15 protein-coding genes are annotated in these 13,015 nt (G+C 45.0%); 7 read left to right on the forward strand and 8 right to left on the reverse strand.

Annotation, left to right across the window (positions count from 1 at the left end):
• Positions 1-4: 4 nt before the first annotated feature.
• From BEL04_RS04780 to BEL04_RS04790, 3 genes are read right to left on the reverse strand one after another with little or no spacing between them, the layout of a single operon-like run.
• Positions 5-1,093: an efflux RND transporter periplasmic adaptor subunit gene (locus BEL04_RS04780; protein WP_066000761.1), complete on the reverse strand. Its 1,089-nt coding sequence runs from the start codon at positions 1,091-1,093 to the stop codon at positions 5-7.
• A gap of 31 nt (positions 1,094-1,124) precedes the next feature.
• Positions 1,125-2,495 (reverse strand): TolC family protein, encoded by a 1,371-nt coding sequence (locus BEL04_RS04785; RefSeq protein WP_066000764.1) that lies wholly within the window; start codon positions 2,493-2,495, stop codon positions 1,125-1,127.
• A gap of 10 nt (positions 2,496-2,505) precedes the next feature.
• Positions 2,506-3,132 carry a TetR/AcrR family transcriptional regulator gene (locus BEL04_RS04790; protein ID WP_066000766.1) on the reverse strand — a complete coding sequence of 209 codons (627 nt, stop codon included), beginning with the start codon at positions 3,130-3,132 and terminating at the stop codon, positions 2,506-2,508.
• A gap of 238 nt (positions 3,133-3,370) precedes the next feature.
• On the opposite strand from BEL04_RS04790, the gene purB reads away from it, so the two are divergent.
• Entirely contained in the window at positions 3,371-4,711 is a 1,341-nt protein-coding gene (gene purB / locus BEL04_RS04795) for an adenylosuccinate lyase (RefSeq protein WP_066000769.1), read from the forward strand.
• A 159-nt stretch (positions 4,712-4,870) separates the two neighbouring features.
• Positions 4,871-5,419 (forward strand): NifU family protein, encoded by a 549-nt coding sequence (locus BEL04_RS04800; RefSeq protein ID WP_066000771.1) that lies wholly within the window; start codon positions 4,871-4,873, stop codon positions 5,417-5,419.
• A gap of 210 nt (positions 5,420-5,629) precedes the next feature.
• Here BEL04_RS04800 and BEL04_RS04805 read toward each other — a convergent pair whose 3' ends face one another.
• Together BEL04_RS04805 and BEL04_RS04810 are read right to left on the reverse strand one after the other, a co-directional pair.
• On the reverse strand, positions 5,630-6,388 hold the full coding sequence (locus BEL04_RS04805; RefSeq protein WP_066000773.1) for a C40 family peptidase: 759 nt from the start codon (positions 6,386-6,388) through the stop codon (positions 5,630-5,632).
• Between the two features lie 68 nt (positions 6,389-6,456).
• Positions 6,457-6,810, reverse strand: a complete 354-nt coding sequence (locus BEL04_RS04810) for a 4Fe-4S dicluster domain-containing protein (RefSeq protein ID WP_066000774.1) — start codon at positions 6,808-6,810, stop codon at positions 6,457-6,459.
• Positions 6,811-6,911: 101 nt separating this feature from the next.
• Between BEL04_RS04810 and BEL04_RS04815 the strand changes: the two genes are divergently transcribed.
• The 4 genes from BEL04_RS04815 (at position 6,912) to BEL04_RS04830 (ending at position 10,045) form a co-directional block, all read left to right on the forward strand.
• On the forward strand, positions 6,912-7,979 hold the full coding sequence (locus BEL04_RS04815; protein ID WP_066000780.1) for an acyl-CoA reductase: 1,068 nt from the start codon (positions 6,912-6,914) through the stop codon (positions 7,977-7,979).
• A 145-nt stretch (positions 7,980-8,124) separates the two neighbouring features.
• Positions 8,125-8,763, forward strand: coding sequence for an NAD(P)-dependent oxidoreductase (locus BEL04_RS04820; protein WP_066000781.1), 639 nt, complete (start codon positions 8,125-8,127; stop codon positions 8,761-8,763).
• A gap of 393 nt (positions 8,764-9,156) precedes the next feature.
• Positions 9,157-9,360, forward strand: a complete 204-nt coding sequence (locus tag BEL04_RS04825; RefSeq protein ID WP_066000783.1) for a fructose-6-phosphate aldolase — start codon at positions 9,157-9,159, stop codon at positions 9,358-9,360.
• A 1-nt stretch (position 9,361) separates the two neighbouring features.
• Complete coding sequence (locus tag BEL04_RS04830; RefSeq protein WP_066000786.1) at positions 9,362-10,045, forward strand: cell division ATP-binding protein FtsE; 684 nt, start codon at positions 9,362-9,364, stop codon at positions 10,043-10,045.
• A 141-nt stretch (positions 10,046-10,186) separates the two neighbouring features.
• Here BEL04_RS04830 and BEL04_RS04835 read toward each other — a convergent pair whose 3' ends face one another.
• Together BEL04_RS04835 and BEL04_RS04840 are read right to left on the reverse strand one after the other, a co-directional pair.
• Positions 10,187-11,035 (reverse strand): transglutaminase family protein, encoded by an 849-nt coding sequence (locus tag BEL04_RS04835; RefSeq protein ID WP_066000788.1) that lies wholly within the window; start codon positions 11,033-11,035, stop codon positions 10,187-10,189.
• Entirely contained in the window at positions 11,025-11,786 is a 762-nt protein-coding gene (locus tag BEL04_RS04840) for a peptidase (RefSeq protein WP_066000790.1), read from the reverse strand. The genes BEL04_RS04835 and BEL04_RS04840 overlap by 11 nt, the downstream gene beginning before the upstream one ends.
• A 124-nt stretch (positions 11,787-11,910) precedes the next feature.
• Here BEL04_RS04840 and BEL04_RS04845 point away from each other — a divergent pair, with 124 nt between their 5' ends.
• Positions 11,911-12,648, forward strand: coding sequence for a hypothetical protein (locus BEL04_RS04845; protein ID WP_066000792.1), 738 nt, complete (start codon positions 11,911-11,913; stop codon positions 12,646-12,648).
• A gap of 5 nt (positions 12,649-12,653) precedes the next feature.
• On the opposite strand, the gene BEL04_RS04850 is transcribed toward BEL04_RS04845, so the two are convergent.
• On the reverse strand, positions 12,654-12,854 hold the full coding sequence (locus tag BEL04_RS04850; protein WP_139112918.1) for a hypothetical protein: 201 nt from the start codon (positions 12,852-12,854) through the stop codon (positions 12,654-12,656).
• Positions 12,855-13,015 lie beyond the last annotated feature (161 nt).

Consider the following 13,015-nt stretch of genomic DNA (forward strand, 5'->3'; position numbering starts at 1 on the left):
TACTTTATTTGGAAACTTTTACCTTATCGCCATCCTCGATATCGGACGCGCCTTCGGTGATCAGCTTATCGCCGGGTTCTAAACCAGATAAAATTTCGGACTGGCTGCCATACGTTGTGCCTACTTTAACAGGCTTACGCTTAGCAATACCATTAACTTCCACAAATACATAATCGCCCTGCTCTGATTTTTGAATTGCTTTTAAAGGTATAACAACGGCGTTGGCGTGGCTGTAGTCGGCAATTTTAATAATGGCAGTCATGTTCGGACGGAGTTTTTTATTACCGGGTAATTTGATTTCGATCCCAAAACTGCGCGATCCGGGATCAATGACTTTGGTAGCAAAGGTTACTTTGGTTACCAATGAATCGTTAGCATCCGGAAACATGACTTTTACTGTCTGACCCTGATTTACACTATTTGAGTACGACTCCGGAACATCAGCTTTAACTTTCAGGTTATCGGTATTAACAATACGGATGCCCATTAATGCTGATTGGCCCACTTTAAGATCCATTTGATCGACGGTCCCGCTTATCGGCGAAATGATGCGGTACTGATCAGACTGTTCTTTTAAAACGGCCAATTGCTTTTCGGCGCTTTGTAAATTGCTTTGTGCTTGCAAAAACTGGATCTCCGTACCAATTTTCTGATCCCACAGGTTTTTCTGACGCTCATAAACTGTTTTTAACAGGCCGATATTTACCATTGCCTGAGCCATGCTTTGTTTTAAAACGCTGTTATCCAATTGTGCCAGCAACTGGCCTTTGGTTACATGATCGCCGGCTTTTACATATAAATTAGTGATCATTCCGGGTGCCTGGGCATAGGCTGTAACGTTGTCCTGGGCATCAATCCGGCCTTGCAGCTGAACGTAATTGGTAAAAGTGCCTTTGGTGATTTCGGTTACCGAAACATCGGTCGATTTGACTGAGTCCTTTGTTCCGATCTTGGCCTCAAGGTCAGATATTTTCTGTGTTATATCTGCCTGTTGTTTTTTCAGATCGGCCAGTTCGGCTTTAGGGTCTTTGGGTTTATTTGTGCAAGCGGCCAGTAATGCAACGGCGCTTATCAATAATATTTTTGTTTTCATTGTGTTTATATAAGCTATGTTTGATTGATGATTAGTTGATTTTACCATATGCCTTATCCATATCTACCTTGCTGTTCAGCGCACTGTACAGCGCCTGGATATAATCGGTATCGGCAGTTTCCAACCCGGTTTGCGCCTGTGTAACCTCGATGCTCGAGCCTACACCCTGCTGATATTTAATTTTAGATACCCGCAAAACCTCTTCGGCAAGTTCGCGGCTGCGCTTTTGATTGTTTAACGACTGGACACTGTTATAAAATGTAATGCGGGCAGCGGCAGCTTGCAACGCGATGCCGTTTTTGGCATTCTCCAGATCGTTTTGTGCTTTTTGTACGTTTACCTGGCTTTGCTTTAACTGGTAGCTGCGCTGAAAACCACTAAAGATAGGGATGTTGATACCCAAACCGATGTAGCTGTTCATATACATATGATCGTACAGGTAACGGAAGTGATTTTCCTGGAAAACTCCGCCATAACCGCCGTTTAAAGAAGCGCTTGGTAAAAAGGCAGCTTTTTTATCCTTCACATCGAGCATATTCAGCTTCAGGTTGGTTTCGAGCAGGCTGTACTCGATGCGCCTGTGGTAAAAACCGGTATCGATACTGTTTTGCGCAATATCCTGATCCAGCTTAATGTTTTCTAACTTATCGGTCAGCGTCAGCTCCTGATCGATAGGCATACCCATCTGGAATTTAAGCATCTGGATGTACAATGTAATAGCCCGGGCCACGTTTTCGCGGTTGGTAACCAGGTTATCGTATTGTACAGTCAAACGGTCCACATCTATCTTCTCAACAAAACCTTGTTTGTTGGATGCTGTAGTTTGATCGAGTTGTTGTTTTAACTGTGCAATATTGGCGTCGAGCAGCTTCACCTGTTCGCCGCTAACCAATACCTGGTAATAGGCTTTGGTAACGTTGACATTGGTTTCAATTTTAGAACGAACCAAGCTTCTCTGATAAAGTTCTTTGAACGTTTTAACAGCCTGTAATCCAACAATAAACGTTCCGCTGAACAGCAATTGCGACGCCGTAAGCGAATAAGTATTATTGTATTTTACCGCGCCGAAGGGGAACTGTACTAACGGTGCATTTTGATCGATGGCTCCCGTGGTTGCCAATTTGGTAAAATCGGGGCCAACCGATGCCGGTGGTTTTAGAAAATCCTGGAAAGAAATCGTACCGTTTACCTGGGGCAAACCAGTGCCGATGGTTTCCTTGATCTTATAATCAGCGCTCTTTACATCGAGGGTAGCGTTTTTAACAGAATCCTGATGTTCATAGGCATAATTAATACAATCGGCAAGGCTAAAATTGTACGGACCGCTTGTTTGTTTTGATTGGGCAAAGCTAATATTTGCATATAATATCAGGCATGCGGTTATCAGATATAAATGTTTCATGTAGAATATATTAAGGTTTGTTTATTGTTGTTGTATAAATATTCCGGTAATCGTCTAATATGGCACATCCTTCGGCGGTGCATATCCCGTATAAAAAATGTTCCAGAAACTGCATCTGCACCGTCCAGGTATTGTACTCGCTGGGCGGGAACAGGATTGCATTAAAACCGGCCTCAGTTTGCAGCATATGCATTTTCGCCATAATGCGCGGGTTTATGCCTTCGCGGATATAGCCCTGAGAAATGCCCCGGGTTAAGATATCCGTCAGGTTATCAACCACTACTTCGGCTTTAAATTTTTGCAAGAGTTGCCACGACTCGGGATGATACTTTTGCATATCGTGTATTAGGATGGGGTTGATCTTTGAAAAAAACTCCTCGGCACATTTCATCATAAAAATGAGTTCTTCCATCACATTGTCCGACGATTCGACGATACCGCACATCCTGTCTTTATCCTCCTGCAGTTTTTGATGTACCAGGGCCGTTACCACTTCATCTTTATCTTTAAAAAACACATAAATGGTTTTTTTGGAGATGCCCAGATGTTTGGCAATATCATCCATGGTTACACTACGTATCCCCGCTTTAAAAAAAAGCTCCTCCGCTCCTGCTAATATTCTCTCTTTTTGAATCATGGTTTTTTAAAAGCTTTCGCCAATCCGCTCCTATAACTATCCTATCATCTGAAATTGGACAGCAGGCTGCATAATTTTATTTTAACGAAACAAAACTATGGAAACATTTTTCGATTTCAAAGTTTCCAAATATTATCATTACGTTAAGCTGACAATTCGGAAAAGCTAAAGTTTACTGTTTATGAGCTTAGAAGAGGCTGGCTAATTTGCTATATTTGCGAAAAAATCACCGATCAAAATGCTTTCACCACTTTCGGCGGTATCACCTGTGGATGGCCGTTATCATAACACTACCAAAGAACTTTCGCCTTATTTTTCAGAAGCCGCGCTGATCAAATACCGGGTTTTTGTTGAGATAGAATATTTTATAGCGTTGTGCGAAATACCGCTGCCTCAACTGCAGCATTTTGACAGACCACTTTTTAAAAAGTTACGGGATATCTACCAAAATTTTTCGGAGAGTGATGCCCAGGCTATCAAAGACACCGAAAAAATAACCAATCACGATGTAAAAGCCGTAGAATATTTCATCAAAAACAAGTTCGATGAGTTTGGCCTTTCGGAGTACAAAGAGTTTATACACTTTGGTTTAACATCGCAGGATATTAATAACACGGCTATACCTTACTCATTTAAACTGGCTATCGACGAAGTTTACCTGCCGAACATCAAAGCGGTGACCGATCAGTTAAGAAGCTATGCCGGCGAATGGAAAGATGTGCCTATGCTGGCACACACGCACGGGCAACCGGCATCACCCACACGGCTCGGCAAGGAAATTATGGTTTTTGTGGAACGACTCGAAGCTCAACTCGACTTGCTCGCGCAAATACCTTACTCCGCAAAATTTGGTGGTGCTACCGGGAATTTTAATGCGCATTTTGTGGGATACCCGGAGCACGACTGGAAAGCTTTCGGCAATCATTTTGTAAACGATATTCTGGGGCTAAAACGCTCGCAGCATACCACACAGATTGAGCATTACGACAATTTTGCCGCACATTGCGACGCGCTGAAACGTATCAATAACATTTTGATAGATCTCGACCGGGATATGTGGACCTACATATCCATGAATTATTTTAAGCAGAAGATCAAAGCGGGCGAGATCGGCTCATCGGCCATGCCGCATAAGGTTAACCCGATTGATTTTGAGAACTCCGAAGGCAACCTGGGTATTGCTAACGCCTTGTTTGAGCATTTGGCGGCAAAACTACCGATATCTCGCCTGCAGCGTGACCTGACCGACTCGACCGTGTTACGTAACATCGGCGTGCCGGTGGCTCACACACTGATCGCGATGAAATCGACCATGAAAGGCCTGGGAAAATTGCTGCTGAACCAACCTGCGTTAAACGCGCACCTCGAAGCAAACTGGGCCGTAGTTGCCGAAGCGATACAAACCATCCTTCGCCGCGAGGGCTACCCAAACCCATACGAAGCGCTAAAAGAATTGACCCGTACCAACCAGGAGATCAACGCCGCTACGATTGCCGATTTTGTGGAGACATTACAGGTTGGCGAAGAGGTTAAGGCGGAGATCAGGATGATTAGCCCGGCGACGTATACGGGGATATAGTCCCCACCCAAACCCTCTTCGGAAGAGCGGGCTTAAAAAATCTCCCCCTGCAGGGGGAGATTTAGACGGGGCTCGGTCATTTACAGGTCATACTACCGGCGGAGTGTTTGAAACTGAAAAAAGCTGAGTAATTTTGTTTATCCTTATTTAAGAAAAGTCATGAATATCAACGTATATACCGAATCGACACCGAACCCCGCAACCATGAAGTTCATCGTGAACAAGTTGCTGATCAACGGCAGTGTTGACTATCCTACTAAAGAGAGCGCCGAAAAATCGCCATTCGCTAAAGAGCTGTTTAAATTCTCGTTTGTGAACGGTGTGTTCTTCGCCAGCAACTTTGTTACGGTTACCAAAACCGAAGGCAGCGACTGGAGCGACCTGGAACCGATTGTGAAAGAGTTTGTAAAAGGCGCCGTTGAGTCGGAATTACTGGTACAATTAAAAGAGCAGGAGGATGTTGTTTTTGAAGGTACCGAGGCCGAAATTAAAATACAGCAGATATTACAGGATTACGTGCGGCCGGCTGTTGAACAGGACGGCGGCGCGATAAGTTATAAATCGTTTAACGATGGTGTGGTAACTGTAGAACTCCGTGGCTCGTGCAGCGGCTGCCCGTCATCAACCATCACCTTAAAATCGGGCATCGAGAACCTGCTGAAACGCATGGTGCCTGAGGTCACCGAGGTGGTATCGGAAGCGATGTGATTTTAGGATTACACCGATTGTAAAAAATGATTCCACCGATAAAAATCAGTGGAATCCATACGCAATCGGTGAAATCAATAATAAGATTGTTTTACTATAGTTTGATTGAATACCAGTTTGTCATTTTGGGCAGGCTGGTATTTTTTGTTTGGGTTGCACTGATTCACTGATGTTTTTCGAATCGGTGTAATCATTTTTCAATCGGTGCAATCACAAATATCTCTTAATGATCCGCAGCTTATGGGTATATTTTTTCTGCTCGGGTGCGTAAATGCCCTGGCCGTCGATCTGGTTAATCTTTACTTTACCGGAGGCATGGATGATCATTTCGTTGTTGAGCATGATGCCCACGTGGGTGATACGGCCTTCGTCGTTATCGAAGAAGGCAAGATCGCCCAGGGTGGCGTTCTGCAAAAAGTCGACCACCTCGCCCTGCTCGGCCTGTTGCCAGGCGTCGCGGCGCAGGCTAACGCCCTGCGTGCGCATTACAGCCTGCGCAAAGCCCGAACAATCGATACCAAAATGGGTACGGCCGCCCCAAAGATATGGGCTGTTGATAAAAGAATAGGCAATCTCAAGTAACGTATCTACATTACCCTGTGTATCTACCGTAAAGGTTTCATTGCCTGCGGTGATCTTGCCGTTATTTAAAAACGGCAGGGTACTGCCAAACGGCAGGTAGATGATAGAGCTATCCCCCTCCTTTAAGGCGGCGGTAGCAAAAGTGCGCGTGGTAACCGGTTTATTTTGCGATAGCTTTTGATAAGTTTCGGCATCGATGGACGCATATTGCAGCTCGTTGAGCCAGCCTTCGTAACCGTCAAACGCATTGATAACGCGCAGCCAGTTCTCAAAACGCTCCATGATCTCGAAAGTTTCGCCAAATAACAGCTGCGAAACCTGCTCGGCGGCATGTTTGGGTTGTGCACGCAAAGGCGCTATCGCCAAATTTGCTATTCCATATTCCATATCGCTAAAATAAAAAAAGGGAACACATACCTGATGCACTCCCTTTACTATTTATCAAAATAAAAAACTTATCCCTGTATGTGCAGCCATTCTTTTTTGGCCAGCAGTTCTTCTTTGGTTTCGCGCACATCTTCATCATCCACACAGCAATCAACCGGGCAAACGGCGGCGCATTGCGGTTCATCGTGAAAACCAACGCACTCGGTACATTTATCGGGTACTATATAATAAACATCGTCGCTCAAAGCTGCCTGAGTTTCTTCGGCATTTAAAGTGTTACCATCGCCAAAGTCAATAATACCTTTCAAATCGGTACCATCAGAGAAACGCCACGCTGCGCCTGCATCATAAATAGCGTTGTTTGGGCATTCAGGCTCACAAGCTCCGCAGTTGATGCATTCGTCAGTGATTTTTATAGCCATGTTCTTAAAATATATATCTAACTAAATTAACTTTGCCCTCGGGCTTTAAGCCGCAAATATAACAAAAAATCTGTTTTGGAGTTTCATCCAATGCCATTAATATGTCACAAGCAAAAAAAATATACTTAATTGATAGACTTTCGCAACTGGGCGACAAATTAAACAACCCCGACGAAGCCCTCAGGGCCCTGATTGAGACCGAACAACATTATAACGCATGGTTCACCCCGCTGAATACGATGAACGCTGTGAAAGCCATTGGCGGTATGCTGAACCGGGAGGATCTTGCCGTGTGGTTAAGCCCTGAGCCTGGAGCCCGGAGCCCGGAGTCAGAAAAACCGGCTCAAGACTCAGGACTCCAGGCTCAGGGCTCAAAAAACGTAGGACTGATACTCGCCGGTAATATTCCATTAGTGGGTTTTCACGATGTGTTGTGCGTTTTAGTATCGAGGCACCACGCTATGATCAAGGCTTCGACCCAGGATGCAAGGTTGATTAAACATCTTTTGAACATGCTGGTGGAGATTGCGCCTGAGTTCGCGGGGAGCTTTAGCTTTGTGGAACGGCTGGCCAATTTTGACGCGGTGATAGCTACCGGCAGTAACAATACTTCGCGATATTTTGAGTACTATTTCGGCAAAGTGCCGCACATTATCCGCAAAAACCGCAACAGTGTGACCGTACTTACCGGTATAGAAAGCACAGAACAACTGTTCTTACTGGGACATGATATCTTCGATTTTTTTGGCCTGGGATGCCGCAATGTATCGAAGCTGTGGGTACCTAAAGCCTACGATTTTGTCCCCTTCTTTGAAGCGATAGAGCCACATGCGGATATTATCAACCATCATAAATACCGCAATAATTACGATTACAACAAATCTATCTACCTGGTAAACGGCGACAAGCACCTGGACAATGGTTTTTTACTCGTGAAGGAAGACGAGCGCCTGGCCTCGCCCCTGGCAGTATTATATTTTGAATATTATAACGACCTTGACGACGCACAAATACGCCTTGCCGGATTAAGTGAGCAGATACAATGTATTGTAAGTGAAACGGAGCTGCACCTTGATAACCAAGTAGTCGGCTTTGGCGAAAGCCAGAAACCTAAATTGTGGGACTATGCCGATGGTGTGGATACGATGGCGTTTTTGAATACGCTTTAGATCGCCATACTATTTGTATCTTAGCAGCATCTTACTGTCTTAAATAAAATATTGAAAAGCTATTAACACGGGAATCTCTGTCCCGCTGGCCTTGTATTGCTTGCCGATACAGGCTATTTCAATTATTTTTTTAACGACAAAACTCATGAACCAACATAAAACCATCGCCGTTATCGGCGGTACCGGCAAAGCCGGTAAATACCTCGTTCAGCAACTTTTAAAAAACGGCTACACCGTTAATGCGCTTGTGCGCACACCCGAAAATTTCGCGCCCTCCCACCCTGCACTTAGTATTGTAAAGGGCGATATCCAAAACATAGCAGCTATCCAAAAGATACTAAAAGGTTGCAATGCTGTACTCAGTACCCTGGGGCAAACTCAGGGCGAACCGCTGATATCGGCTTTAGCGGCCACAAATATTCTTGCGGTAATGAAAGAATACGGCATTAAACGCTACATTTTTGTTTGCGGGATGAACATTGATGTGCCGGGCGACAATAAGAACGCGGCGAACATTGCCAAATCTGATTGGATGCGGAACAATTTTCCGGCCGTGGTTGCAGATAAGCAACGAGCTTATGAGATAGTGGCCGCAAGTGTTGTGGACTGGACTATGGTGCGGGTACCAATGATTGTACAAAGTGACGAAAAAAACGGGGTAACCAACAGTTTGCAAGATTGCCCGGGCGAAAGCATCAATACCAGTGATCTGGCTGACTTTCTGATCAGTCAGATTGATGATAAACGATATATTAGAAAATCGCCGTTTGCAGCGGGCGCTTGAGTACTGACAGACATAAAAAGCAAAGAAAACCCGGTAATGATAATTATCGGCCGGGTTTTCCTGCGTTAGCGATAGAAACGGATACCCGCCCTGTGGCTAATGCCTTGTGCAGTATGAGTGCCTGCCTGCCGGACGGGCAGGGATAGCGCGGGCCGCAGGCAACGCCCGATTAAAAGCAAAAAAGTAAAAATTCAAAAGTAAAAATAACCGGCAAAGCTGCTGTGCCAACCGGGGATTGCTTTAACGGAACTATTCGTTACAGGATGTACGCTTTTAATAAATTCGAAATCAGGTAAAACCCAATGTTTATAATTTCACTCCCTACTTATTAAACGGATTGCTACCTTTGAATTATAGCTTTAAGCTTTGTGCTTTTAGCTTTAAGCTTACAAAATGTATATCATCAAAGTAAAAGGCGTTGCCAAAATACCCGATTATGTACAGCTGCGCGATGAGAAGTTTACCCTGCTGGCTTATTTCAGGATCGACAGGCCGGATAAATCGCTCGACAAAGTTGGCCTGGCTGACAAGGCCGAGTATATAATGAATGTTGTAAAAGAGCTGCCTTTTGGGCAGATACTAAAACTGGAACTGTGATATGATCGGTAATTCTGTTATCAAACTCAAAGATGTTGATGTTTTTCAGCAAAAACACCTGGTACTTTCGGCCGTTGACCTGCATGTGGATAAAGGCGATTTTGTGTGGCTGATAGGGCAAACCGGCTCGGGCAAGAGCAGTTTGCTGAAAGTTATTTACGGCGATCTGCATATTAACAGCGGCGAGGGCCATGCCTGCGGGTACGATCTGAAAAAACTTACCGATAAAGAAGTGCCTTTTTTGCGCCGCAAGCTGGGGATAGTTTTCCAGGATTTTCAGTTACTGACAGACCGTACCGTGGCCCAGAACCTGGAGTTTGTAATGAAAGCTACCGGCTGGAAAGATAAGAACCTGATTACCGAACGCACCAAAGACGTGCTCGAAAAAGTGGGCCTGCGCTCCAAGATCAATAAAATGCCGCATGAGCTATCGGGTGGCGAGCAGCAACGTGTAGTAGTTGCCCGTGCGTTGCTGAACGACCCTGAAATCATTTTGGCCGACGAACCGACAGGTAACCTTGACCCCGAAACATCCGAGGACCTGGTGATGCTCCTGAAACAGATCAGCCAGGCTGGTACTGCTGTGCTGGTGGCTACGCACGATTACCAGATCATCCGGGCTTTCCCCTCGCGCATCATCAAATGCGAAAACGGAAAGGTATTGGAGGATGTGCAGATAGCTTAATAGTGAGTGGTGAATGGTTAGTAAACTTTACCTGTTGTGAAGTTTGTTTTGAATTAAAAACCTATCAGGCGACACCTACCCACCAAAAAACAAACGGTTTTAACCAAGCCTCTCATCATTGACTACTCACCACTCACCTGATCACATATAGGTCAAACCGAAATGTTTTTTACCATCGTAATAAACGGGCTCAAATACGGCTTCATCGGCTAACTCGCAACCTGCGGATATTGAACTGCATACCACATTGCCGAATATGGTAGCAATGGCGGTATCGGCAGCATCGCGGCCGGTGGCAATCTTAACCAAACCATTTAACGGGGCCAGGTGCGTGGCATCAAATATCACCCACTCGCCACCTAAAAAGGCTTCGAAACAGGCATGGAAGTCTTGTGGTTTTAGCTGGTGGCAATAGCCGGTAAAATACCTTGCCGGGATATCCAGCGTACGGCAAAGCGCTATGCCCAGGTGTGCAAAATCGCGGCAAACGCCGGCCTGCTCGGTAGCCGTATCGTAAGCCGATGTTTGCGAGTTGGTCGATCCGCTCAGGTATTCCACATTATCGTGTATCCACTTGGTGAGCGCCAGTACTTTTTCGAAAGCATTATTGATCTTGCCAAAACGGCTGTTGGCAAAGCGGTGCAGCTTATCCGACTGGCAGTAGCGGCTTGGGTACAGGTAAGGCAAAACCGATGGATCGAGCTGCATTACAGGTACGCTGTCGAGCACTTTACCATCCATTTTTTTATAGGACGTATCGACAAGGGCAGTGTAATTAATATTAACGAAGCAGGGCTCGGGTACCTCTATCCGCACATAGCGGTTCTCGCCCTGTAAAGGGTTTAGTTCTTCAATCTTAAAATATGGCTCGATATGGAAAGATTCTTCGAGCACGGTTTGTGCCGATGTACGCAGGGCATGGATATTTAATATGAACGTTGACGGGCCTTTTACGTCGTACCCTAACTGACCTGCTACTTTAAATTTCATTCTTTTTTTTGCGTTTTCTGTTGGCTTTGCCGAGTTTATTAAACGCAGTGTCCATCCATTGGTTTGATACTTTTTTCAGGGCCGATTTTAATTGCTTATCCCATTGGGCCGAAACCCTTTCGAGATCTTCCTTTTCGTAATGCTGCTCAATCATGTTAAAGCTGCCGTTCTCGTAAAGGGCGATATCAATCGGGAAATCCACATCGGCAGCGCTGATGCGCGTTGAATCGAACGACAGGAAGCCTGCTTTTAAAGCCAGCTTGAGGCTCGAGTTGGTAGTAAGGCTCCGGTTAAGTATAGCCTTGCCCTGGGCCGCGTTACCGATGATCACGTAAGGCGCGCCCTCGCCCAGTTCAACCCAGTTGCCTTCGGGATAGAGTAAGAACAATTTATGCTCCTCGTCATCCCTCATCTGCCCGCCGATAATGGTGTTCAGGTTAAACTTAAAACCCGATTTCTCGAGCGAGTCCTTATCTTCGATAGCTACGCGTTTCACCTGTTCGCCAAAGGCATTAACCACTTTATAGAGCTTATCGTAACTGTCGGATTCTTTCTCCAATAACTCGTCAAAATAAACAATGGCCTTATCGCGTACCGAGCGCAAACCGCTCGTCATGATAAACAGGGAACAGTTCTCTTTTTGAAACACCGATAGTTTCTTTTTAATGGTCACATCGGTACCACTGGTAATGCGGGTATCGGCAATGGCCACCAGGCCCTTTTTTACTTTGATGCCTAAGCAATAAGTCATAACAGATCATAAATTGAGGATAGAAAACTCAACGGCGCAAAGTAAATTATAATTTAGGTTAACTGAGGCTTGCAAGCAACATTTAATTTTAAACAGCTATATTTAATCAGCAATATCACCAATAATGAAAATCAGGCAATTTTTGATCGGATCGGTAATAATCCTGCTCTCTTCCTCGGCGAAACCGGTGCTTACCGGTACCGATGTTTTGAAGATGATGTATGCCAAATATGCCGGCAAATGGCACCGGGCATTAACGTTTAAGCAAACTACCGAACGCTACCGTAACGATACCCTGCGGTCAAAACAAACCTGGCGCGAATCAATGCTGTATCCTGATAAATTGCGCATCGACATTGAGCCGCCGGCTGATAATAATTCCATTATCTTCCGTGGTGATTCTACTTACCGTATCACTGCCGGCCAACTCAAAACAGCTGCAGCACAAGGCAACGATCTGATATTTTTATTGGGCGGCTTATATTCTTATCCTTTAGCCCAAACTATGGATAAACTTAAAAACCTTGGCTACGATGTTAACCAGGCACACGAAGATATTTGGAAAGATAAGCCTGTGTACGTGATAGGTGCCGCGAAAGGCGACCTGAAAGTAAGCCAGTTATGGATAGACAAGGAGAACTTTTACCTGGTGCGGATGATTGAGTTTAATAAGGGCACAAAGGAAGAAGCCTTATTCGATGATCATTTAAAACTGGATAACGCCTGGACAGAAACTAAGGTACATTTTTACATCAACGATAAACTGGTACAGGTTGAAAGCTATTACGATGTGAAGGCGGTTGCCGGCCTTGACCCGGCTATTTTCGATCCGGCACATTATATAAAACCTGCCAATCGCTAAAGCTTTTACGAGGCAGCACTCGACCTGGTCCCTTTAAAACCGTTGCCGTTAAGAGCCGAATTAAAATAGCTTGGAAAACTGGCGTTAACATGACCGGTATTTTCGTGTACCGATGGGTGTGCTTTAACGGCCTCGATACTTGCCGAAGATATGATGATGATGACAGGCTCGGCCCATGCTTTTTTAAGAGGATTTAGGTTCGTCATAAGGGTTAATTTACGCTGTGATGTTGCGGCAAAAATACATTTTTTGATCGTACCTTCTATATCGGCCTTTCCGCAACTGCCACGGCAATCAACCAGCTTCAATATTATGCGAAATTAGCTTATCAGTAAACTATTTTGGCAGTTTTAGTGTACTAATCACA

The organism is Mucilaginibacter sp. PPCGB 2223, assembly GCF_001705515.1.
In the GTDB taxonomy this organism is placed as follows: Bacteria; Bacteroidota; Bacteroidia; order Sphingobacteriales; family Sphingobacteriaceae; genus Mucilaginibacter.

Coding starts and splice junctions, on each gene's coding strand:
- BEL04_RS04850 (WP_139112918.1), bottom strand. CDS start 12,854: ATGACGAACCTAAATCCTCTTAAAAAAGCATGGGCCGAGCCTGTCATC.
- BEL04_RS04805 (WP_066000773.1), bottom strand. CDS start 6,388: ATGGAATATGGAATAGCAAATTTGGCGATAGCGCCTTTGCGTGCACAA.
- BEL04_RS04840 (WP_066000790.1), bottom strand. CDS start 11,786: ATGACTTATTGCTTAGGCATCAAAGTAAAAAAGGGCCTGGTGGCCATT.
- purB (WP_066000769.1), top strand. CDS start 3,371: ATGCTTTCACCACTTTCGGCGGTATCACCTGTGGATGGCCGTTATCAT.
- BEL04_RS04835 (WP_066000788.1), bottom strand. CDS start 11,035: ATGAAATTTAAAGTAGCAGGTCAGTTAGGGTACGACGTAAAAGGCCCG.
- BEL04_RS04800 (WP_066000771.1), top strand. CDS start 4,871: ATGAATATCAACGTATATACCGAATCGACACCGAACCCCGCAACCATG.
- BEL04_RS04820 (WP_066000781.1), top strand. CDS start 8,125: ATGAACCAACATAAAACCATCGCCGTTATCGGCGGTACCGGCAAAGCC.
- BEL04_RS04825 (WP_066000783.1), top strand. CDS start 9,157: ATGTATATCATCAAAGTAAAAGGCGTTGCCAAAATACCCGATTATGTA.
- BEL04_RS04815 (WP_066000780.1), top strand. CDS start 6,912: ATGTCACAAGCAAAAAAAATATACTTAATTGATAGACTTTCGCAACTG.
- BEL04_RS04845 (WP_066000792.1), top strand. CDS start 11,911: ATGAAAATCAGGCAATTTTTGATCGGATCGGTAATAATCCTGCTCTCT.
- BEL04_RS04780 (WP_066000761.1), bottom strand. CDS start 1,093: ATGAAAACAAAAATATTATTGATAAGCGCCGTTGCATTACTGGCCGCT.
- BEL04_RS04790 (WP_066000766.1), bottom strand. CDS start 3,132: ATGATTCAAAAAGAGAGAATATTAGCAGGAGCGGAGGAGCTTTTTTTT.
- BEL04_RS04830 (WP_066000786.1), top strand. CDS start 9,362: ATGATCGGTAATTCTGTTATCAAACTCAAAGATGTTGATGTTTTTCAG.
- BEL04_RS04785 (WP_066000764.1), bottom strand. CDS start 2,495: ATGAAACATTTATATCTGATAACCGCATGCCTGATATTATATGCAAAT.
- BEL04_RS04810 (WP_066000774.1), bottom strand. CDS start 6,810: ATGGCTATAAAAATCACTGACGAATGCATCAACTGCGGAGCTTGTGAG.